The sequence below is a fragment of the Aquabacterium sp. A3 genome, from assembly GCF_038069945.1.
In the GTDB taxonomy this organism is placed as follows: Bacteria; Pseudomonadota; Gammaproteobacteria; order Burkholderiales; family Burkholderiaceae_C; genus Aquabacterium.
Map to the genome: position 1 here is coordinate 353,606 of NZ_JBBPEV010000002.1, position 19,227 is coordinate 372,832.

A 19,227-nucleotide genomic window follows, 5' to 3' on the forward strand; every position below is an offset into this window, starting at 1 on the left:
AGGCGAAAAAGCATGGCGAAATCAATATCAGTCTTTAATAATAAAGGGGGTGTCGGCAAAACAACCATCATATGGAATCTTGCCACATCTCTCGCAGATAAGGGTAAATCTGTTTTGCTGATTGACTTTGACCCTCAGTGCAATCTTTCGATTGCTTGTTTGGGTGGTAAAGAGTTTTCTGGCCTTTTGCAGGGCGCACCGCAACACCCATTAGGGCAGACTATAAAATCATTTGCCTTGCCCTACATTCAGCAGAATCAAATAAAAGATATACCCGTTTTCCTGCCTAAGAACAAGCCGAAAAAGGGTTCTTTGCATATCGTTCCGGGTGATTTCTGGTTGAACACATTCTCGGATGTTCTGAACGTTGGTACGGATGTAATAAGCGGCGCAGGTCTTTATAGATTTATATTGCCAGAATTGGTCGCGCAAAAGGCCTCTGAAAAGACGGCTACGCAGTACGATTATGTGCTAATTGATTTGCCTCCATCATTTAATACGCTAGTTAGGTCGGCGCTCTATTGTTCCGATTACTTCTTGGTTCCTTGCACGCCTGACCTTTTTTCCTCATATTGCGTTGGTCTTATTGGGGAAATGCTTCCGCTTTTCATTAGAGACTGGGAGCAAGGTACGCAAAGATATCTTGCTTCTAATCCCACCGACAAGCTTATTGCGACAAAGGGAAAGCCAAAATTTGGTGGTTGGATTTTTAACGGCTTTGATACCAGAAAGAAGAACGGGGTTACGCACGAGGTCGGAGCCGATGCCGAGCATCATCGAACAATCACTGCTGCCGTGAAGTCGGCGCTCATGCCACCACTTTCAAGCGGAATTTCTTCGTATGATGCGGTGCCAATATTTGTTTCGGAGCAGGAGATTGGCGGTATTGAAGATTTGAACGTAATGGCGCCTGATAGCATTATCCAAAACACTCCCATCGCCTACCTGTCAAAGAAACGCCCAACAACAGCGTTACGTGGGAGAGGGCAATGGGCAAGGAATCAAATTCAACTTATGCAAAGAATGTCGGCTGAATACGATAAAATAGCCGAGCACATCATCAAAAATTTCTAAATGGTGGTTCGACGCGTACGCCAACATGGATCATGCCTTCTGGATTTACTGGCTCATGTTGGTGCCCTGCGCGCTTCGCGATCCGGCAACTGTTAACCTTGGCATTAGATTTATATAAACTAGGATCACATGAAGACAGAGAAGCAACGGACCATGTTCTACCGGCGAGCCGCATGGATAGCCGGGAAAAGCGGGAACTTGGAGAAGGAATTGAAGGTTGCGCATAAAATTTTGTCATCAACAGCAGAGCGAACTTTTCCTCATAACGAAGGGGAGATGCAAGGCCTTTCATTCGAGAATTCCGACCAGGGGTTTTGCATGCATATCGCATCTTATGTTCCCCATCAGGCTACTTCGCTGGTTCCATTTCCATCCCGGGCCTCCGCAAGAAACACCACTCCCCAATCCCCGCCGGATAAGCATAACTATTTGGAGGGCGATATCTTTGTTGTCATCCGGGGTAATCATATTGTTTTGTGCCCAAGCGGAGCTAGAGAGTCGGTTGCCATCTCTTACATGACTCATGCGCTTAGAAGGTCGGGGAAGGATAAACTGATAACACACTTCTCTGTGGAGCCCGTGGTGAGCATTGATAAAATGAAGATCATCCAGCAAGAGGGCGTCAAAAAGATCGCTTTGAATGCGTCGCTTTACGAAGCATCCACTGATTACTTGGAAAGAAAAACAACTAAAATGACATTGCTCAATGGCCTTGCCAATGAGGTTCTGACTTTGTTTGCAAAAGACGACGACGACAGATTAAAAGACGTGGATGAGTTTGAAAATCTGTCTGTTCGGGTGGAGATATCATTCGATTCCAGGAAGAGAGGCGGTGAAATCGGAAGAGAGCGTCTTGAGAGAACGGCGGAAAAGGTCATATCAGATAATGAAGATGACGGGTTTCAAATAATAACCGGGGGCGGGAAGAAGTTTACGCCTAACTCAATCAGAATAAATGAGCCGGTGAGCTTGTCAGTGTTCGGCAACTCCGTCGAGAGGGAAAAAGCCTGGGATTCTCTAAAAAAGTACCTAGACTCCCTGCATGAATCCGGAGCGTTGGAGCAGTGAAGGTTTCTATTAGTCTTGCAAAGGTCAGGCTTGCGGTTCTTTCCGTAATTCTGTCTGCGTTGGTCTCATATTTTGCTCAGCCTATGGTTCATGCAAATGATCAGGCTATTAACGTCGTGGTCACAGTATTTTCTGTGCTCGCAGGTTTTCTTGTTGCAATTATTGCAATTATTGGTGACCCTGCGCTTCTTCCCCCTGGTAGTTGGCGTGCGGCAGAAATGGAACGTGACAAACTGGATGGCCGGATAGTTCGGCACAAGTGGCTGTTTATTGCCTATCTTATTACACTTGGCCTAATATTTTCCGCCTTGGTGGTGAGTAAAAATATGCCAGACGCTACTGTTTGGTTGGAGCGATTATTCTTGTTTTTTGGAACTTTCTCTTTTATCCTGTCGCTTCAATTGCCGAATGTCCTAATGCGAGTTCAAAGAGAGCGCATAGACGCAGTTATTGAGCATCGGCGAAGCTTAGATAAAATTCCAAAAAGCTAGCAAGTAAATTATTAAGAAATCCGGCGGGTGGTGCAATGCGGGCGTGGTTCGCTGGTGTTTGGGTTGTTAAAAATAGAAATCCATCGACCCTGATTGTGTAAGCAATAATTCGCTCCTTTGAATTTATGAGTGCGCCAATATTTTTCTATTCTGGTGTTGTCGAAAATCTCAACCCACGCCATCGCCACCAGCCTGCCCCCACCATCGCGCACCGTCTACAAGTGCGAGGTTGGCGGCAAGGTGCATTACGCTGATTCGCCCTGTGTGGGCGCGCAGAAGGTGGATGTCACGCCCACGCGCGGCATGAACGCGCAGCAGTTGGATCAGGCGGGGCGGCGGATGAAGTTGTCGGCAGAGGCGCAGGTGGCGTGTCGGCGGTTGGATCACGCGCTGCCTCGGGCAGAGCGGGCCGAGCAGGCGGCGCGGGGCTCGTCGGCGTTGCAGGCGCGGCAGTTGGAGTTGTTCAAGCTGCGCAAGCGCTACCGCGAGTTGCGATGCGATTGAGTACCTTGAATCAGCTGTCCCTCAACCTGACCACGCTGGCCATGCAGGCGGCCACGGCGTTCAGTCAGGCGCAAGACCGGCTGGGCCTGCAGCACGTGCTGGACGTTGACCGTGTGACGTCGGCTCAGGGCTTGGCGCAGTCTCGTGAGGCGGTGCGGCAGTTGATTGAATTGATGGCGCAGTTCAAGGCCGTGCATGCCCAACTGATCACCAGCGCCACGTCGCAGTGGGTGGCCGCGATGGAGGGCATGCCTGAGGCGTCTCGCGCTGCGCTTGAACACCACTTATCGCAAGGCATCAATCAGAACCTGCAAGACCAGGCTTTGTTGTATGAGCACCGTGAGCGTTGGATCGCTGCCGTCACCCAGGCCCTGGATCTGGTCGAGGCCAACCCCGGGGCGTTCTGGATGGAGGGTGACGAGCTGGTGTGCGCCCACAGTGCGCTGCTGGATGAGATCTGCGGCCTGGTGGATGTGATGGATGATGTGCGTGCGCAAGAGCTTGCTTTGTTTGAAGCGCGGCAAGCCCGCGCGGTGGCCGCCATGGCGCGCATGAACGCGCCGGGTTGAACTGTGCAGTGGCCGCTGGGGCGGCACGTTCAGCCCTCACGGGCTCCGGCGCTGGTGACCTTGTAGTTATAAATGTAGTTATAAATATTGGGAAGGAAAATTGTGTGTACAGCAGCCAAATCGGTCATGGTCTTGGTGGTTCTTGCAGGTGCATGGTATGCCCTGAGATGGGCTGCCGGCTATCAAAGCATCAACGACTATTTTTACTGCGCTGAATCTGTCGGTATAGAAGAAAGACTTCAGCAGGCGTCGAGCGAGCAGGAGGCAGTTGCTGAGGTTACGAAAGTGATTGATTGCATGGAAAGCCGGTCCAGCTACCTTTCAAAAATCTTCTTCAACCGAGAAGAAGCCATTGCAAGCATTAAAATCAAATGAAGAAGCTATTTTTTGTAATTTTGGCTTTGGCCATGTATGTCGCAACCAGTGAATTGAATGCGAAGCGCAAGGCAGAAGAGTTCTGTGACTCGATCGAGTTGGGTGAATCGACAGAAGGCCTCATGGAGGCCGGAATTGAGGCAGGGGCGAGTCGCAATGAAAGCGCCATCATTTCAGATCAAAATGAAGGGCGGTATATTTACATCGGTTTCACTGGTTTTATGCCGGGCTCCTCGTTTTCTTGTCGAATTACCGATGGCGGTGGTGTTTCAATAGATAAGAAAATTTATTCTCGGTCGCTCAATATTTTTTCCAAGGGTGATTGATGAAGTATTCTGGATTTTCACGCCTGGCTGGGATTTCTGCCCATGGCAAGCCACGCTCTCACGAACACGACCATGCGTTTTGACGGAATCATCAAATCCTGGAACGACGACCGAGGCTTTGGCTTCATCGAGCCTGACCAAGGCGGGCAAGACATCTTTGTGCACATCAAGGCCTTCAGGGGCCTGCGTGAGCGGCCTCAGATCAAGCAGCGCGTGAGCTTTCAGGTAGAGCTTGGCCCACAGGGCAAGAAGCGAGCGGTCAACGCTGAGGTGGTGCGGCCCAGGCCCAGCCCGGCTGTGCAGCGGCGTCACCACAGCGCCACTCAATGGGGCACGGCCACGCTGTTCGCCATCCCGGCGTTCGTCATCGTTTTGCTGTTGGGGTATGGGCTGGGTGCGCCACCGCCCTGGCTGGTGTGGGCTTATCTGGGCTTCAGCGTGCTCACGTTCTTGGCTTATGCCGCGGACAAGTCTGCCGCTCAAAAGGGCACATGGCGCATCTCAGAGCAAACGCTGCACGGCTTGTCGCTGTTGGGTGGCTGGCCGGGGGCGCTGATCGCCCAGCAAACGCTCAGGCACAAGTCGTCCAAGCAAGCTTTCCGCGAGGTGTTTTGGGGCACGGTGGTGTTGAGTGTGCTGGGCTTTGTGCTGCTGGCCAGTCCGGGGATGCACCGGCTTATCGTGGGCTGATTCGGTGGGGGGGGGGGTACGCTGTGCGAGATGTGGTGACAAAAGGCACACATCGATGTGGCATGCAGCATGAAGCCATTCAACTGGAGCCCACAGAAGAACGATGTGCTCAAGGACGAGCGAGGTGTGTTCTTCGAGCGCATGGTCGTGGCCGTTGAGGCCTACGCGTAAATGATGGCTTAACCTTTAGGCACGCCTGCCAGGGCGGGCGGCACAAAGCCTTGGTCTGTCAAGGCTTTCACCACGCCACGTAGCAGCATGTTGTGCGTGAAGCCCAGGGTGTATTGTCTGGCGCCCTCTCTGACGGGTTGCAGCATGCCGCCCTCTACCAGTTTGCGGATCTGGTAGGTGCGCTGGCCAGCGTTCAAGCCCGGCATGGCCACCTCCAGGTCACCCGCCTTCACGGTGCCCGCACGGATGGTGGTTTGCAGCACGGCCTCTTCTTGCGCGGTGATGAGCTGACGCTCACGGGCGTGCGCAACGGCGGGCAGCAACACGGTGCTTTGCAAGTGGCCATAGTCGGCCAGGCGACTGACCTTTTCCAGCTCGTCCCGGATGCCGCTGAGCACATAGGTGCACCATTGCTCCAGCTTGTCGGGTTCGCCTGAATCTGCCTGGGACAGCATGGCGTAGTAGCGGTTGCGGTCGGCACAGAAGACGGCGGCAGGGTTCAGCAGCCGACCCGCCGAGCTGACCTGGAAGCCGTACTTGATCAGCATGGCGTAGGTGAGCAAACGCACCACACGCCCGTTGCCGTTGCTGAAGGGGTGAACCCAGGCAAAGCGATGGTGGGCCAAGGCCACCTTCATCAGGTCGTATTTGGGCGGGTCTGGCTGGTTGATGAAGGCCACCAGTTCCGCCATGTAGCCAGCCACCTGCACGGCGTCGGGTGGCAGGTGCTCGGCCTGGGCAATGCGCACGGGCCCTGCTCGATAGCTGCCAGGGGTGCGATCGCCCTCGCGCTGCAACCCGTCCACCGTGATGGCGTGCAGCCCGCGCAGCAGGTGTTCGCTCAGCGCAGCGCCTGGCGCCACCGAGGCTTCCACCTCACGCATGGCCGATTCGATGTTGTCAATCTCTCGCAGCGCTTCGGTGCCAGCCGGGGCGGGGGTGACCTTGGCCTCAACGTAGTCGGCCAGCGTGGTGTGGTTACCCTCGATGCGGGCGGACGCCAGGCTTTCCAGAAGGTGGAAAACCTCTTTGAGCTGCAGGAAAACCGGGGGCGGGGTGCTGCCGCGAATTTCAAGCCGGCGCAGGTGCTCCAGATCGGTCAGCACATCGAGCAGCGGCGAATCGAACCGAGGGTTCAGCAACTGCAAATCATGGTGCAAGAACTGGGGCATGGTCATCCAGGATCTTGAATTGATCTGAGATCATATCTTTAAGATTGGCAGAAAAGTACTTTGCCGACAACAACTTGCTTGACAGGTGTCACGTCTGACAAGTTGACTGCTTGCTGCAAAGATCTTGAACGCAGTCGACTGACAAGTCGAAAATCATCTACTGCTCCAGCGATTTCTGCGCACGTCGGGCTGCCACGCCGCGAGTGCGGGTCCGCTACCGTGACTCGCCCCTGCCACCCGTCAACGGAACAAGGCATGAGCTTCCAGTGCTCTGCCAAAATGGCGGCATGACGCTCCAATCCGCATCGCTGATGTCCCACTACAACCGCTGGATGAACCAGCGCATGTACGAGGCCGCGCTGTCCTTGCCCGAGGCCGAAGTCGTGCGAGACCGGGGCGCGTTTTTCGGCTCCATCTACCTGACCCTCAACCACATCGCGGTGGGCGACACCGTCTGGTTGCATCGCTTTGCGCAGCATGAAGGAATGAGCGCGCTGCGGGCCGACATGGCGGCGTTTGCGGTGCCAACGTCGCTCAGGCAAGAGCTTGCGCCATCGCTGCAGGGCCTGCACGCCTACCGCCAGGCGCTGGATGCGGTGATTGAGCGCTGGGCGGGCACGCTGACGCCGGTGCTGCTGTCCAGCACGCTCACCTACCGCAACATGGCCGGCCAGGCGTCATCCCGGTGTTTGGGTCACCTGGTTCAGCACTTCTTCAATCACCAAACCCATCACCGAGGTCAAGTGAGCACGCTGTTGTTTCAGGCCGGTGTGGACGTGGGCATGACCGACCTGCTGGGGGTGATTCCTCAAGAGGGGTGAGGCCGGTGGTGCCCTTTGGCGCCAGCGCCAACCCCGCAAAACCAGGGTAGACGCCTGCCGGATGCCTCAGTAGCCTCGGGGCCAGTCAAACAGTTGCAAAGGTTCAGAGGGGACATGACGTCTTTTGTTGCATCCACCGCCCGCCGCATCGCCAAGGCCTGTGTTTTGTCGTCCTTGCTGGGGTTCAGCGCGGGCACGATGGCCACGGTGGTGACCACCCTGCCCAAGGTCGGCTCGCCCGACTGGAACGAGGTGGTGCAGCCTGGTGCGTCCATGGTGGCCAGCTCTGGGGTGGTGACCATGACCACGGCGAACTACAGGGGCGTCTGGTTCGGCAACCACCCGGCTGCCAGTGATGCTGATCCGTCATGGACCCTGGGCACCAGCAGCCAGGGCAACTGGCTGAGTCTGGAGGTGGCCTTTTCCAGCGGGGCCAGCGACTGGATGGCGTTTGTGGCCGATGGCAGCCACCTCGCCCGCATCGAGTTTCTGGACACGGGTTGCAAGACCGCTGTGGCGTGCTACACCAGCCCCGCCCCATTCCAGGGGGTGCGCGTGATGTACAAGGATGCGTCGCAGGCCGAGGCGCAGTATCACGACGTCGCCATCGCCGACATGACGCAGTTCCACACCTACGAGTTCTTGCTCAAGAACGGCGTGGTGTCTTACCGTGTGGACGGCAACGTGGTGTTCAGCGGCGCCGCATGGAGCTCATCGGCCACATCGCTGTTGATTGGTGATGAAACCGGCGTGACGCCGTCGGGCACCGGCGCCATGGTCGTGCGCGCCGTCCGCATGGACACCGCCCCCGTGGACAACGTCCTCGTGTCGGCCGTGCCCGAGCCTGCGTCCATCCTGATGGCCCTGGCGGGATTGGCCGTTTGCGGCTTCTTCGGGCGTCGTCGGTGACGCTGTTGCTCCCAGCCTGAGACCCAAGCCGGCACTGTGCACGTCGAGACCTGAGTGCCCGGGTTTGCTGGTCCAATAAACAGCATCATGAATCTCATCAACTTGTTCATCCGGCCGCATACGTTCTTCTCAGAGAGGCGAGGCCAGCCTGATCGCTTGTGGGTCGTGTTGGGGGCTTGGATCGTTGGCGCTGCCTCCGCCGCAGATCAGATCGATAAGAAGCTCTTGCAGGCTGAAGTGAAAGGACATTACAGCGAATCGCTGCTGATGATCACTCAAAGCTGGGTTGGCTACTGGGCGCTGGTGTGGGGTGTGGGCGTGACATGGGCGATTTTTCTGTGGTTCTTCGCTGGGGGGTGGTACCGGGCTCGATTGCGTTGGTCAGGCGCTCATGAGCCTGACAAACAGCTGGCTCGGCGCACGTACATGCAGCAGTCGCTCGTGCACGCCTTGCCTGCGTTGCTGGTGGCGGCGCTCTACACGGTGCAATACCCCAGTTACCTGGATGCCTGGCAAGCCCCCGGTTTTTCGTTGTCGGTCGTTGCGTTGGCCATGTTGTTCTTCTCCTGTTGGACGAGCTTTGTGGGCGCCACCACGGTCTTTCAAACCAACGTGGGCAAGGCCTTTGTGTGGTTTTTGGTGTTGCCTGCCGTCTTCTATGCCGTCGTGTTGGGGGCGTTGTTACGCTACATGAGTTGGCCCCAGTTGCTTTCGGCATGAGCAGCGACCACCAAACCAACAACCCCTTGCATGGGGCCACCTTGCAGCACATCGTCGAGTGCCTGGCCGAGCACTACGGCTGGGCCGAGCTGGGACACCTCATCCCGATTCGGTGTTTCACGCACGACCCCAGTGTGTCGTCCAGCCTGAAGTTTTTGCGGCGCACCCCCTGGGCACGAGAGAAGGTGGAGGCCCTGTACGTCGAGACCTGGCGGCGCGAGCGGCGCTGAGCATTCCCATGGGCGGCAGGCTGGTGTTAAGGTGGGTGTCCATCAGCAAGAAAGCAAGCCCATGGCCAAGCCCAATTACCAGTTCGAGAAGCGTCAGCGCGAGCAGCAAAAAAAGCTGAAGAAGGTCGAGAAGGCGCAGCGAAAGGTGCAGGCGACTCAGCTTCCTGAAGACGCCGACACCCAGGCCGCACAAGATCCCTCGCTGGCTCAGAATGGCGAGCCGTCAGGCCCCAGTTTGATGTAGTTGCCGCTGCCGCTGAGGAACACGCCGAAGTTGTACAGCGTGACGAAGAAGTTGGACACGTCGTTCAAAGGACCGTTCCAACCCGTGAGGTCAGACAAGATTCCGCTGCCACTGACTTCAGAGATTTCTTGTGTGTTCAACGTGCGCATGAATGCTCCTGTTTGGTTTAGGGTGGTGAGTTGCTTCCATGCCTTGGCCGCTGGGCCGTGACACGGGCTTCGGTGAACTGTCATTGTTCTGGCGCCATGATTTGAACGGCAATCCCTATGTTCACCGGGTTGACGTGACAAGCCCCCTGGCCTTGCCAACCGCGATTGGAGGCACCGAGTGCAGATCAACGACGACCAGCCCTACCTGGGCGACATGGTGCTGCTGGTGGGCAACCTCACGCCCACCGAGGCACACATCCTGTGCTCGTGCCTGGTGGCTGCGGGCATCCAGGCCCGGGCCGGCGACACCGACACGGTGCAGGCCAACGACCTGTGGGCCATCGCACTGGGTGGGGCCAAAATTCGGGTGCCTGAGACACAGTTGACGGAGGCGCAGGCCGTGCTCCAGGCGTTCAAAGACGGCGCCTTTGCGCTGGACGATGATTTCGATCCGTCGTGAGGCGCCTGTGGCCCATGCCGGCGTCACGCGGGCGTCGGTGCCTTGTGCATGCTGCGCACCAGCAATGAATCTGGTGGCGGGCTCACGGCCTCGATGGGCTTGTTCACCAGCTTGCGTGCGGTGCCTTTGCTCATGCCCAAACCCAGCAGGATGTGGAAGGTGACCTCTTGAGGGTAGGTGTCGCCCAGGTCATTGCGCATGCTGAGTGAGTGAAGCGCTGCGCTGGTGGTGCCCACCACCAGGTCCAGACCCAGCATGGGGTCTGCCAGCTCGAAGCGCCCGGTGTGGATCGCTTCGATCAGGTCGCGCAGCAGGTTGCCCAGCGCGGGCAATTGGTCCAGGCTGCGCGTGGCGCCGGCCTGAGACATGAAGCGCCCCACATGGGGAAAGTGTCGGGCGGTTTGCAACACCATGCGCACACCGCAGGCCAGGCGTTCTGCCGGGTCCGTTCGATCGGCGATGGCGGCGTCCACCAGCGACAGCAGCTCGTTGCCAACGATCTGCATCACGGCCACCATCACCTCTTCCGTGGTTCGGAAGTAGTTGTAGAAGGTGCCGCGTGAGACCTGTGCCTTGACGATCAGGTCGTCAATCACCGTGGCGTCAACCCCCTGCGTCGCGAACACGTCCATGGCCGCCTCGATCAGGCGCATGCGCATGCGTTCTCTTTTTTCGGCAGCAACGCGGGTGCGGAAATCAGGTGTGCTCATGCCATTAGGTTATCCGAACGTGGGCCTCGAAAACGACACTTCCATCATAATGACTTTTATGTCATTATGACTACATTGTCGTTTTGATGCCGGTCAACACCGGTGTAGCAAACCATGGCACACGCATCGGCCCTGAGGGCCCCATCAGAGCACCCGGAAAGCGCCTTGCCTGCGCATGTGCAGAAGCTGGTCCGTCCTGCGGCCTTGCAGAAGGCAACGAAGTTGGCGTTTTTGCGCTTCGAGAAAGCCGATCTGGACGCCGCGCAGCGTTTCTGGACAGACTTTGGGCTGATCACGGTTTCTCGCACACCGGAGCAGTTGGTGATGAGGGGGGCGGGGGCTGAGCCTGCGTTGTTGATGGCCCGCCAGTCGCCACGCCCTCGATTTGTGGGGGCCGCTTTCGTGGTGCCTGCCGACACCGACTTTGAGCGTCTGCAGCGCGACAGCGGGGCTCGCCCCTTGTCGCCCGAGGCCGTGCCGGGGGGGGCTCGGGGCGTCAGCCTGATCGACCCGGACGGCCACGAGGTGTGGCTGATCACCGACTGGCCAGAGGTGGCGCCCCTGCCGTTGCGCCAGCCCACCCACGCCAACATCAATGCCCTGGGGCAAACCATGCGCATCAATGCCACGGTGCGAACCCCGATCGAAGCCGCGGCCGTGGCGCGGTTGGGCCACGTGGTGTTGCAGACCACCGACTTCCATGCCATGGCCGACTGGTACATGCGCCACTTGGGCTTGTTGCCTTCTGACGTGCAGTACCTGGAGGACGGAACGCCTTTTCTGACCTTCTTTCGCCTGAACCTGGGCGCCACGCCGGCCGATCACCACACGGTGGTGATCGCTGGTGGGCTGGAGGCCTGCTACGAGCACAGCGCCTGGGAGGTGGGTGACCTGGACGCGCTGGGGCAGGGACAGCAGGTGCTGCGCGTGAACGGACACCAGCACCTCTGGGGCATCGGCCGGCACCTGCTGGGCAGTCAGTTGTTCGACTACTGGCGTGACCCCGATGGGCTGGCCTTCGAGCACTACACCGATGGCGATCTGTTCACGGCAGACCGCGAGCCGCACTACAGCCCATTCAGCACCAGCGCTTTGTGGGCTTGGGGGCATGACGTGCCCGCCAGCATGTTTCCCCCCAAAACGCCAGCCCTCTTGTGGCGGGTGCTCAAGCTGCTGCGAACAGGGCGCATCACCGTCAAGCGCCTGCGGATGATGGCGCGCATGGTGGACACCCCTGCACGCCCCTGGCTTTGAGCCTCTCTCGTCATTCAATCACCGACCACCCGGAGCCTCATCACCATGGCCACCCCACTTGTTCGCTACGCCGCCCCCGGCAACCACGCAACCGCCCAATGGGGCGTTTTGTTTGACCGGCGCATCGCCCCCTTGTCAGGGGCATACGCCACCACCGCCGATGTCGTGCGGCACGGCCAGGTCGAGGCCCGCGCCCTGCGTGCCGCGCAAGCCACCGTGTCCCTGGACGAGGTGAGCCTGCTGTCGCCCATCACCACCAACCAGCAGTTCCTGTGTCAGGGCATCAATTACGGCAGCCACGTCCGCGAGTCGGGCATCGACCCGGCCAGCATTCCCTTCAACACGTTTTTCACGAAAGCGTCGTCGTCGCTGGCAGGCCCGTTCGATGACGTGGTGCGCCCAGCGCATGTGCAGTTGCTGGACTACGAGATCGAGCTGGGCCTGGTGATGGGGCGTGATCTGAGCGAGGCCGTGGATGTGCGTGCCGATCGGCTGCACGAGGTGCTGGCTGGCGTGACGATCGTCAATGACGTGTCGGCGCGAGATGTTCAGTTGCCCCAGGTTCAGTTCTACAAGGGCAAGAGTTACCGAAGCTTTGGTCCGACCGGTCCGGTGTTGCTGTTGCTGGAGCCCCATGAGTGGGCGCGCTGGCCTGACCTGCACATGCGCCTGAGTGTCAATGGCCAGGTCCGGCAAGACAGCCTGTGCCGCGACATGATTCATCCTCCGCACAAGACCATCAGCGAGTTCTCGGCCTTGCAGAACCTCCAGGCCGGCGACCTGATCGCCACAGGCACGCCCGCAGGCTGTGCTGCCAGGGCGCCCGGCAAACTCTCGATGTGGGTGGCCCGCCATTTTTTGTCGGAGTCGACCAAATGGCGTCTGTTCATCAAAGGGGGACGGCGAAACCCGCTCTACCTTCAGCCCAACGACGTGATGACCCTGAGCATCCGCACCGATGACGGGGCTCTGGACCTGGGGCAGCAGCGCAACAAGGTGACGACCGCATGAGCGCGGGGCGCAAGCTGGTGTGCGTGGCGCCGTCCAGTCCACCGCAGTGTCAGGTGATCGACTTCAAGGTGCCCTTGCCGTCGCACGGCGAGGTGCTGGTCAAGGTCGAGGCCACCTCGGTCAACCCCATCGATGTCAAGCGCGCCAGCGGTTATGGCCAGCGTCTGCTGAAGCTCAAAGGCGCAGGCCGGTTTCCGCTCACCGTGGGCAATGACGTGGCCGGTGTGGTGATGTCCACGGGGGGCGGCGTGTCGGGCTGGAAAGCCGGCGACCGCGTGTTCGGGCTGGTGCCTACCGGCCCGCAGGGCGCGCACGCCAGCCATGTGCTGGTCAAGGCACGCCACCTCAGGGCATCGCCCGCGTGCTACAGCCCCTCAGAGCTGGCGACCTTGCCCTACACCTTCACCACGCTGTGGCTGGCGCTGCGCGGTGTGGGCTTGTCCAAGCAGCACGCACGGCACAAGCAGGTGCTGGTTCATGGTGCATCGGGTGGCCTGGGGCAACTGGCCTTGCAGGTGCTCACCCTGTGGGGGGCGCGGGTGACGGCCGTGTGCAGCACCGCCCATGTACAGACCTGTCACGAGCTGGGGGCAACCACGGTGCTGGACCGCACGCGGGCCTCATTGTCCAGCCTGCCGCCTGTCTTTGACGCCAGCTTCAATTTTGCCAACTGGGCAGACGACAGCCTCTTGATCAGCCGCCTCAAGCGCGGTGCGCTGGGGCATGCCACCACCGTTCATCCCCTGCTGGGCAGCCTGGACGAGCTGGGATGGCTGGGTGGCACCTGGCACGCACTTCAGGCGTGGCGGGGCATGCGGGGCCAACTGAGGGCGCAGGCCGGTTCCGGGGCCCGGTACGTGTGGACGATCTTCCAGCCCGACATGCAGGCACTCGATGCTTTGCACGGCTGGCTGCACGGCAACGTCGGTCTGCATTTGCCGCTGGGCCTGCAAACCGACCTGGAGCACGCTCCCGAGGCGTTCGAGCACGTGGCGCAGCGACGCGCCGGACGCGCTGTGCTCATCCCTGTGAACGATCGCCGCATGGACGGCGCGGAGGTGCCAAGATGAATCAGCGTGAAGCAGACGTCGATGTCCTGATCGTGGGCATGGGGCCGGTGGGGGCCGCACTGGCACAACTGCTCAACCGCCATGGCACCACCACCATGGTGATCGACAAAGCCACCGAGATCTTCATGGCCCCCCGGGCCATCGCGCTGGACAACGAGGCCTTGCGCGTGCTGCAGATGTGCGGCCTGGAAGACGATGCGTTTGACAAGATCGCCATCCCCGAGGTGCGGATGCATTCGCCGCTGTTTGGCCAGTACAGCCGCGCAGTGACGGCAGGCGCCATTGACGGGCACCCCAAGCTCGTCACCTTCTTCCAGCCTCAGCTGGAGCGGGTGCTGCGTGATCGCCTGGTGGCCAGTCCGTGCGTGACGGTGGCCCTGGGAACGAGCCTGGTGTCTTTGCTGCAGGTGGACGATGGCGTGATGGCCGATCTGGTGGCCGACACGGGCGAGACCCGCCAGATCAAGGCGCGCTATGTGGTGGGCGCCGACGGTGCCAACTCCTTGGTGCGTCGCCTGTTGGGGCAAGAGTTCAAGGGCAAGACCTTTGCCGAGGATTGGCTGGTCGTCGACGCCAAACGTGTACCCCGGCCCATTGACCACGTGGAGTTCATTTGTGACCCCCGCCGGCCCACGCCCCACATGGTGGCACCGGGGGGGCGCCAGCGCTGGGAGTTCAAGCTCAACCCCGGCGAGACACGAGAAGAGATGGAGCGCCCCGAGACGGTGGCGCGCCTGTTGCGGCCGTGGACCGAGGGGCAACACATCGAGATCGAGCGCGTTGCGGTTTATCGCTTTCACGCGCGGGTGGCCGAACGCTTCAGTGCGGGGCGGGTGTTTCTTGTGGGGGACGCCGCGCACATCACGCCGCCGTTCGTTGGGCAGGGCCTGGTGGCCGGCCTTCGCGATGTGGCCAACCTGGCCTGGAAGCTGTCGTGGGTCTGTCAGGGTCGCGCCAGCGAGTCACTGCTGAACAGCTATGACCAGGAGCGCCGCCCTCATGTCAAGGCGATGATCGACCTGGCCAAGATGATGGGCCGACTGGTCATGCCCAGCAACCATGCTGCGGCCTTCCTCACCCACGGTGTGATGAGTGCCTTGACCCGGGTGCCGCGGTTGCGGCGCTTGTTCGAGAACCTGGAGATCAAGCCGCCCAACCGGTTCAAGCACGGGTTCTTCATCAAGGCTGAGCGATGTGCACGCTTGCGTCATGGCGAGCAGATGCCTCAAGTTTGGCTCAGGTCGCCCTATACCGCCGAGGTGATGCTGAGCGACGATGCCTTGGGCACCGGCCTGGTGATGGTGGGCTTTGGCGTGGATCCTTCTGCCGGGCTCAGCGCCGATCTGGCCGAGGCGTGGAGCGCCTGCGGTGGTGGCTTTGTGCAGATCAATCCACGGGGAAAGGCGGCCCAGCCGTCGGCCTTGCCTTTGTGGGAAGACCTGGGTGGCAGCCTGATGCCCACCGCGGTGCCTGTGGGGTGGGTGGCCATTGTTCGCCCTGACAAGGTGGTCGTCCACGACGGCCCCTGCACCGAGGCGCCCCGGCTGATCCGCCAGGTGCTGGCGCTGATGTCGCCATCGAACCTGCGGCTGACCAGCGCGCCAGCCCTGACGGGCGCCCTTCACTGACTTCACCGATCTTGAACCCATGACCACCACCCTCGCACTGCCTGTCAGGAACCTGCAGGACATCGAAGCCCTGGAATCCAAAACGCCCGATCTGCTGGCAGGGCGCACCAGCACCTATGCCTTGCTGCGTCAGGGCGCCGCCCAGCGGCCAGACGCCCCGGCTTTGTCCTTCTTCTTGCGCACTGATGACCATGCGCGGCCCTTCGTGTGGACCCATCGCCAATGGCTGGGGCAGATCACCCGTGCGGCCAACATGTTCAGGCACATGGGGGTTGGGCGCGGCGACGTGATCGCCTTTGTGTTGCCCAACCTGCCCGAGACCCACTGGACCATCTGGGGAGGCGAAGCGGCCGGCATCGTCCTGGCCATCAATCCCTTGCTTGAGCCAGCGATGATGCTGGAGTTGCTCAAGGCCGGGCGGCCCAAGTGGATCGTCACGTTGGCGCCCACGCCGGGTGCAGATCTTTGGGAGAAGGTCTCTGCCGTGGCCCCTCAGGTGCCTGGGCTGGAGGGCGTGTTGTGCATCAGCCCGTTGCGCTACCTGCGCCACCCGCTGGCGAAGGTGCTGCAGATGGCGCAGCGCCTCAAGACTCCTCGGCGGCTCGGTGGGCTGGTCGTGCGCGATTTTCATGCGTCCCTGAAACAGCACGACGCCCAGGCCCTGGCCTTCGAGCCTCCGGCGCTGGACGATGTGGCCTCGTACTTCTGTACCGGCGGCACCACGGGGATGCCCAAGATCGCGGTTCGCACCCATCGCACCGAGGTGGCCAACGCCCTGCAGCTGGCGGCGGTGGGGGCCTCTGAGCTGGATGGCCCAGGTGTCACGGTGTTTTGCGGCTTGCCGCTGTTTCACGTCAATGCCCAGATTGGCACGGGTTTGTCGTTGTGGTCCCGCGGGGGGCATGTGCTGCTGGGCACGCCGCAGGGTTATCGAGGTGACGGGGTGGTCAAGCGTTTCTGGGAGCTCGTCGAACACCATCGCCTGGTGTCGTTCTCGGGTGTGCCCACGGTGTATGCGGCGCTTTTGCAGGTGCCGCGACAGGGGCGAGATCTGTCGAGCCTGCGCTTTGGCGTTTGCGGTGCCGCGCCCATGCCGGTTGAAATGTTCAACCGTGTCCACAACGAGCTGGGGTTGAAGGTGCTGGAGGGCTACGGCTTGACCGAGGCAGGGTGCGTCTCCAGCCTGACGCCCCTGCATGCGGCCCCCAGGATCGGCTCCATCGGTGTTCGGCTGCCATGGCAGCGCATGCGCGTGGTGCTGCTGAGCGCAGACGGGCACTACCTCCGTGACGCCGAGGTGGACGAGGTGGGCACCATCGTCATCCAGGGGCCCAACCTGTTCAAGGGCTACCTCAATCCAGCGCACAACCGGGGGCTGTGGGTGATGCGGCCAGATGCGAAGGGGGCGGTGCAACCCTGGCTCAACACCGGTGATCTGGGGCGGGTGGACCGCGATGGATACTTCTGGCTGACCGGTCGACAAAAAGAGCTCATCATTCGTGGTGGGCACAACATCGATCCCAAGCTGATCGAAGAGCCCATGTGCCAGCATCCGGCCGTGGCCATGGCGGCCGCGATTGGCCGTCCCGATGCGCACGCGGGCGAGGTGCCCGTGGTGTATCTGCAGCTCAGACCCGGTCATCAGGCCAGCGTGGATGACTTGATGGCCCACGCCCGCCAAACCATCGCCGAGCGCGCGGCCCATCCCAAGCAAATCCGCATCGTGGACGCCTTGCCCACCACCGCGATCGGCAAGATATTCAAACCGAGCTTGATGCAACAGGAGCTGGAGTCGGTTTTCACCGAGCTGGCCGCCGCCCTTGACGTGCGTGATGCCCATGGCGAGGCTGTGCAGGATATGAAGCGGGGCCTGGTGCTGCGCTGGCGCGCCCTCGGTGATGTGGCGGGTCTTCGCGCTCGCCTGGATCAGTTCAGTTTTCACCACGAGCAGGTTTCATCATGAGCGATCAACACAGCACCAGACGGACGGTGGTCAAAACGGGCGCCGCCATGCTCGGGGCCTTGTCGATGATGGGGGTGCAGGCCTCGTCGGGCCAAGTGGCTGCCCCGGCGGGACCGCGCCATGGCCAGTCGCCTTCATCACCAGCGGCGCAGCCTCGTCAGGTCACGCGGGTGGCCCGATTTGAACACCAGGGGCGCGTTCAATGGGGCTTGGTTCTGGCGTCGGGGCTGCTGCCCTTGCCTGGAGAGTTCGCCAGCACGGGCGATTTCATACGGCATCACGACGCAGACGAGCTGCAGCAGCGCTTGGCCACTCTGGCTTCGGGCCATCGCGCCCTCGTTCCGTGGGCGGATGTGGCCTTGTTGTCGCCCGTCACGCGCGATCAGCAGTTCATCTGCCAGGGGGCCAACTACCGTCAGCACATGATCGAGTCGGGCCTCGACCCGGATGCTCAGTCGTACAACATGATCTTCACCAAGGCCACGAGTTGCATCGTGCCGGCCCACAGCGAGCTCATCAAACCAGCCCGTGTGCGGTTTCTGGATTACGAGATCGAGCTGGGCCTGATCCTCAAGCGAGATGTGCTGTCCAAGACGGTCGTGACCACCGACAACTTGCACGACTACATCGCCGGGATGGTCATCGTCAATGACTACTCGGCCCGAGACATCCAGATCCCTCAATCCCAGTTCTACAAGGGCAAGAGCTTTCGCACCTTTGGCCCGGTGGGGCCCTTCCTGTGTTTGCTGACACGACAAGACATGCCGCAGCTGTACCGCATGCAGCTGACCTTGACCGTCAACGGGGAGGTCAGGCAGCGCGACAGCACCGCCAACTGGGTGCATGGTCCGGCGGCCACGCTGACCGAGCTGTCGGGCGTGCAAGATCTGTATGCAGGGGATCTGCTGTCCACGGGCACCCCGGCGGGCTGTGCCCTGTCGGTGCCGTCGCCCTTGAAGCAGCGCCTGGGCGCCTTGCTGCCTGAAGAAGCACGCTGGGCGATTTTCAACAAGATCCAGGAAGAGCGCACCGGTTACCTGAAAGCCGGCGACCTGGTCGAGGCGCGCATCCGCAGCGCTGATGGCAGCATCGACCTGGGCGTTCAGCGCAATCGCGTGGTTGACGAGGACCTCACCCCCGCACCGGCGACAGCGGGTGCAGCGGCGGCATCGTGGCAGCCATCAACTGCAGCCGGCCGGTGATCACACCCCGCAGGGTGATCATGCGGTTGGCGATGGCCTGCAGTTTGGCGGCGGGGCCTTGCACCAGCACCACCTCCATCATTTGCTGGCCCATCAGGTGCACGTGCAGTGAGCTGATCACCTCGTCGATGTGGTCGCACTGAAGGTCGGCCAGCTCTTTCTGCAGGCCGCGCACCGAGCGGTCATACAGCAAGGTGATGGTGCCCACCATCACCTCGTCACCCAGTTGCCGTTTGTGTTCCAGCAGTTGCAGGTTGATCATCTCGGAGATGGCCTGAGAGCGGCTGTCAAAGCCGCGTGCGGCCACCATGTCGTCCAGCTCGGCCAGCAGGTCTTCAGGCATGGACACGCTGATGCGTGCCACGGGGGCATTGCGTTGGTCGGGGCTGGACGGGTCGATGGGCATGGGGGGTGAT

24 protein-coding genes are annotated in these 19,227 nt (G+C 60.5%); 20 read left to right on the forward strand and 4 right to left on the reverse strand.

The window, feature by feature from the left end; translation table 11 throughout:
* Positions 1-12: 12 nt before the first annotated feature.
* From WNB94_RS10745 to WNB94_RS10780, 8 genes are all read left to right on the forward strand, one after another.
* Positions 13-1,074: a ParA family protein gene (locus tag WNB94_RS10745; RefSeq protein WP_341390387.1), complete on the forward strand. Its 1,062-nt coding sequence runs from the start codon at positions 13-15 to the stop codon at positions 1,072-1,074.
* A 129-nt stretch (positions 1,075-1,203) separates the two neighbouring features.
* Positions 1,204-2,142, forward strand: coding sequence for a hypothetical protein (locus WNB94_RS10750; RefSeq protein ID WP_341390388.1), 939 nt, complete (start codon positions 1,204-1,206; stop codon positions 2,140-2,142).
* Entirely contained in the window at positions 2,139-2,633 is a 495-nt protein-coding gene (locus WNB94_RS10755; RefSeq protein WP_341390389.1) for a hypothetical protein, read from the forward strand. The genes WNB94_RS10750 and WNB94_RS10755 overlap by 4 nt, the downstream gene beginning before the upstream one ends.
* A 156-nt stretch (positions 2,634-2,789) precedes the next feature.
* Positions 2,790-3,137, forward strand: coding sequence for a hypothetical protein (locus tag WNB94_RS10760; protein WP_341390390.1), 348 nt, complete (start codon positions 2,790-2,792; stop codon positions 3,135-3,137).
* 5 nt (positions 3,138-3,142) lie between these two features.
* Positions 3,143-3,706, forward strand: coding sequence for a hypothetical protein (locus tag WNB94_RS10765; protein ID WP_341390391.1), 564 nt, complete (start codon positions 3,143-3,145; stop codon positions 3,704-3,706).
* A 126-nt stretch (positions 3,707-3,832) separates the two neighbouring features.
* Positions 3,833-4,081 (forward strand): hypothetical protein, encoded by a 249-nt coding sequence (locus WNB94_RS10770; protein ID WP_341390392.1) that lies wholly within the window; start codon positions 3,833-3,835, stop codon positions 4,079-4,081.
* Positions 4,078-4,407 (forward strand): hypothetical protein, encoded by a 330-nt coding sequence (locus tag WNB94_RS10775; RefSeq protein WP_341390393.1) that lies wholly within the window; start codon positions 4,078-4,080, stop codon positions 4,405-4,407. The genes WNB94_RS10770 and WNB94_RS10775 overlap by 4 nt, the downstream gene beginning before the upstream one ends.
* Before the next feature lie 72 nt (positions 4,408-4,479).
* Entirely contained in the window at positions 4,480-5,097 is a 618-nt protein-coding gene (locus WNB94_RS10780) for a DUF1294 domain-containing protein (protein WP_341390394.1), read from the forward strand.
* A gap of 179 nt (positions 5,098-5,276) precedes the next feature.
* Here the strand turns inward: WNB94_RS10780 and WNB94_RS10785 are convergent, their stop codons facing one another.
* A complete protein-coding gene (locus WNB94_RS10785) occupies positions 5,277-6,440 on the reverse strand; it encodes a Fic family protein (protein ID WP_341390395.1) in 1,164 nt (387 codons plus the stop codon).
* A 287-nt stretch (positions 6,441-6,727) separates the two neighbouring features.
* On the opposite strand from WNB94_RS10785, the gene WNB94_RS10790 reads away from it, so the two are divergent.
* The 5 genes from WNB94_RS10790 (at position 6,728) to WNB94_RS10810 (ending at position 9,364) form a co-directional block, all read left to right on the forward strand.
* Positions 6,728-7,261, forward strand: a complete 534-nt coding sequence (locus WNB94_RS10790; protein ID WP_341390396.1) for a DinB family protein — start codon at positions 6,728-6,730, stop codon at positions 7,259-7,261.
* A 114-nt stretch (positions 7,262-7,375) separates the two neighbouring features.
* Positions 7,376-8,170, forward strand: coding sequence for a PEP-CTERM sorting domain-containing protein (locus WNB94_RS10795; protein WP_341390397.1), 795 nt, complete (start codon positions 7,376-7,378; stop codon positions 8,168-8,170).
* Positions 8,171-8,224: 54 nt separating this feature from the next.
* Positions 8,225-8,890, forward strand: a complete 666-nt coding sequence (locus WNB94_RS10800) for a hypothetical protein (protein ID WP_341390398.1) — start codon at positions 8,225-8,227, stop codon at positions 8,888-8,890.
* Complete coding sequence (locus WNB94_RS10805; RefSeq protein WP_341390399.1) at positions 8,887-9,120, forward strand: VF530 family protein; 234 nt, start codon at positions 8,887-8,889, stop codon at positions 9,118-9,120. The genes WNB94_RS10800 and WNB94_RS10805 overlap by 4 nt, the downstream gene beginning before the upstream one ends.
* 61 nt (positions 9,121-9,181) lie before the next feature.
* Positions 9,182-9,364 carry a hypothetical protein gene (locus WNB94_RS10810; protein ID WP_341390400.1) on the forward strand — a complete coding sequence of 61 codons (183 nt, stop codon included), beginning with the start codon at positions 9,182-9,184 and terminating at the stop codon, positions 9,362-9,364.
* On the opposite strand, the gene WNB94_RS10815 is transcribed toward WNB94_RS10810, so the two are convergent.
* Positions 9,328-9,513, reverse strand: coding sequence for a hypothetical protein (locus WNB94_RS10815; RefSeq protein ID WP_341390401.1), 186 nt, complete (start codon positions 9,511-9,513; stop codon positions 9,328-9,330). The two genes, WNB94_RS10810 and WNB94_RS10815, sit on opposite strands and share 37 nt — an antisense overlap.
* Positions 9,514-9,691: 178 nt before the next feature.
* On the opposite strand from WNB94_RS10815, the gene WNB94_RS10820 reads away from it, so the two are divergent.
* The gene (locus WNB94_RS10820; RefSeq protein ID WP_341390402.1) at positions 9,692-9,973 is read left to right on the forward strand and encodes a hypothetical protein; all 282 of its coding nucleotides are present in this window, start codon (positions 9,692-9,694) and stop codon (positions 9,971-9,973) included.
* Positions 9,974-9,996: 23 nt separating this feature from the next.
* On the opposite strand, the gene WNB94_RS10825 is transcribed toward WNB94_RS10820, so the two are convergent.
* Positions 9,997-10,683 carry a TetR/AcrR family transcriptional regulator gene (locus WNB94_RS10825; RefSeq protein WP_341390403.1) on the reverse strand — a complete coding sequence of 229 codons (687 nt, stop codon included), beginning with the start codon at positions 10,681-10,683 and terminating at the stop codon, positions 9,997-9,999.
* A gap of 114 nt (positions 10,684-10,797) precedes the next feature.
* Between WNB94_RS10825 and WNB94_RS10830 the strand changes: the two genes are divergently transcribed.
* The 6 genes from WNB94_RS10830 to WNB94_RS10855 are packed head-to-tail and all read left to right on the forward strand — an operon-like array spanning position 10,798 to position 18,811.
* Complete coding sequence (locus WNB94_RS10830; RefSeq protein ID WP_341390404.1) at positions 10,798-11,937, forward strand: VOC family protein; 1,140 nt, start codon at positions 10,798-10,800, stop codon at positions 11,935-11,937.
* A gap of 45 nt (positions 11,938-11,982) precedes the next feature.
* A complete protein-coding gene (locus WNB94_RS10835; RefSeq protein ID WP_341390405.1) occupies positions 11,983-12,948 on the forward strand; it encodes a fumarylacetoacetate hydrolase family protein in 966 nt (321 codons plus the stop codon).
* Positions 12,945-14,018, forward strand: coding sequence for an alcohol dehydrogenase catalytic domain-containing protein (locus WNB94_RS10840; protein WP_341390406.1), 1,074 nt, complete (start codon positions 12,945-12,947; stop codon positions 14,016-14,018). Before WNB94_RS10835 ends, WNB94_RS10840 begins: the two co-directional genes overlap by 4 nt.
* Positions 14,015-15,646, forward strand: coding sequence for a bifunctional 3-(3-hydroxy-phenyl)propionate/3-hydroxycinnamic acid hydroxylase (locus WNB94_RS10845; protein ID WP_341390407.1), 1,632 nt, complete (start codon positions 14,015-14,017; stop codon positions 15,644-15,646). The genes WNB94_RS10840 and WNB94_RS10845 overlap by 4 nt, the downstream gene beginning before the upstream one ends.
* A 19-nt stretch (positions 15,647-15,665) precedes the next feature.
* Positions 15,666-17,609 (forward strand): acyl-CoA synthetase, encoded by a 1,944-nt coding sequence (locus WNB94_RS10850; RefSeq protein ID WP_341390408.1) that lies wholly within the window; start codon positions 15,666-15,668, stop codon positions 17,607-17,609.
* Positions 17,606-18,811, forward strand: a complete 1,206-nt coding sequence (locus WNB94_RS10855) for a fumarylacetoacetate hydrolase family protein (protein ID WP_341390409.1) — start codon at positions 17,606-17,608, stop codon at positions 18,809-18,811. The genes WNB94_RS10850 and WNB94_RS10855 overlap by 4 nt, the downstream gene beginning before the upstream one ends.
* Here WNB94_RS10855 and nikR read toward each other — a convergent pair.
* Positions 18,741-19,217, reverse strand: a complete 477-nt coding sequence (nikR, locus tag WNB94_RS10860) for a nickel-responsive transcriptional regulator NikR (RefSeq protein ID WP_341390410.1) — start codon at positions 19,215-19,217, stop codon at positions 18,741-18,743. The two genes, WNB94_RS10855 and nikR, sit on opposite strands and share 71 nt — an antisense overlap.
* Positions 19,218-19,227 lie beyond the last annotated feature (10 nt).

What these genes read in the sequence shown, in the direction of transcription:
- nikR (WP_341390410.1), bottom strand. Translation starts at nt 19,217, where the DNA reads ATGCCCATCGACCCGTCCAGCCCCGACCAACGCAATGCCCCCGTGGCA.
- WNB94_RS10840 (WP_341390406.1), top strand. Translation starts at nt 12,945, where the DNA reads ATGAGCGCGGGGCGCAAGCTGGTGTGCGTGGCGCCGTCCAGTCCACCG.
- WNB94_RS10845 (WP_341390407.1), top strand. Translation starts at nt 14,015, where the DNA reads ATGAATCAGCGTGAAGCAGACGTCGATGTCCTGATCGTGGGCATGGGG.
- WNB94_RS10780 (WP_341390394.1), top strand. Translation starts at nt 4,480, where the DNA reads ATGCGTTTTGACGGAATCATCAAATCCTGGAACGACGACCGAGGCTTT.
- WNB94_RS10815 (WP_341390401.1), bottom strand. Translation starts at nt 9,513, where the DNA reads ATGCGCACGTTGAACACACAAGAAATCTCTGAAGTCAGTGGCAGCGGA.
- WNB94_RS10750 (WP_341390388.1), top strand. Translation starts at nt 1,204, where the DNA reads ATGAAGACAGAGAAGCAACGGACCATGTTCTACCGGCGAGCCGCATGG.
- WNB94_RS10825 (WP_341390403.1), bottom strand. Translation starts at nt 10,683, where the DNA reads ATGAGCACACCTGATTTCCGCACCCGCGTTGCTGCCGAAAAAAGAGAA.
- WNB94_RS10790 (WP_341390396.1), top strand. Translation starts at nt 6,728, where the DNA reads ATGACGCTCCAATCCGCATCGCTGATGTCCCACTACAACCGCTGGATG.
- WNB94_RS10830 (WP_341390404.1), top strand. Translation starts at nt 10,798, where the DNA reads ATGGCACACGCATCGGCCCTGAGGGCCCCATCAGAGCACCCGGAAAGC.
- WNB94_RS10795 (WP_341390397.1), top strand. Translation starts at nt 7,376, where the DNA reads ATGACGTCTTTTGTTGCATCCACCGCCCGCCGCATCGCCAAGGCCTGT.
- WNB94_RS10855 (WP_341390409.1), top strand. Translation starts at nt 17,606, where the DNA reads ATGAGCGATCAACACAGCACCAGACGGACGGTGGTCAAAACGGGCGCC.
- WNB94_RS10835 (WP_341390405.1), top strand. Translation starts at nt 11,983, where the DNA reads ATGGCCACCCCACTTGTTCGCTACGCCGCCCCCGGCAACCACGCAACC.
- WNB94_RS10745 (WP_341390387.1), top strand. Translation starts at nt 13, where the DNA reads ATGGCGAAATCAATATCAGTCTTTAATAATAAAGGGGGTGTCGGCAAA.
- WNB94_RS10770 (WP_341390392.1), top strand. Translation starts at nt 3,833, where the DNA reads ATGGTCTTGGTGGTTCTTGCAGGTGCATGGTATGCCCTGAGATGGGCT.
- WNB94_RS10785 (WP_341390395.1), bottom strand. Translation starts at nt 6,440, where the DNA reads ATGCCCCAGTTCTTGCACCATGATTTGCAGTTGCTGAACCCTCGGTTC.
- WNB94_RS10775 (WP_341390393.1), top strand. Translation starts at nt 4,078, where the DNA reads ATGAAGAAGCTATTTTTTGTAATTTTGGCTTTGGCCATGTATGTCGCA.
- WNB94_RS10805 (WP_341390399.1), top strand. Translation starts at nt 8,887, where the DNA reads ATGAGCAGCGACCACCAAACCAACAACCCCTTGCATGGGGCCACCTTG.
- WNB94_RS10850 (WP_341390408.1), top strand. Translation starts at nt 15,666, where the DNA reads ATGACCACCACCCTCGCACTGCCTGTCAGGAACCTGCAGGACATCGAA.
- WNB94_RS10810 (WP_341390400.1), top strand. Translation starts at nt 9,182, where the DNA reads ATGGCCAAGCCCAATTACCAGTTCGAGAAGCGTCAGCGCGAGCAGCAA.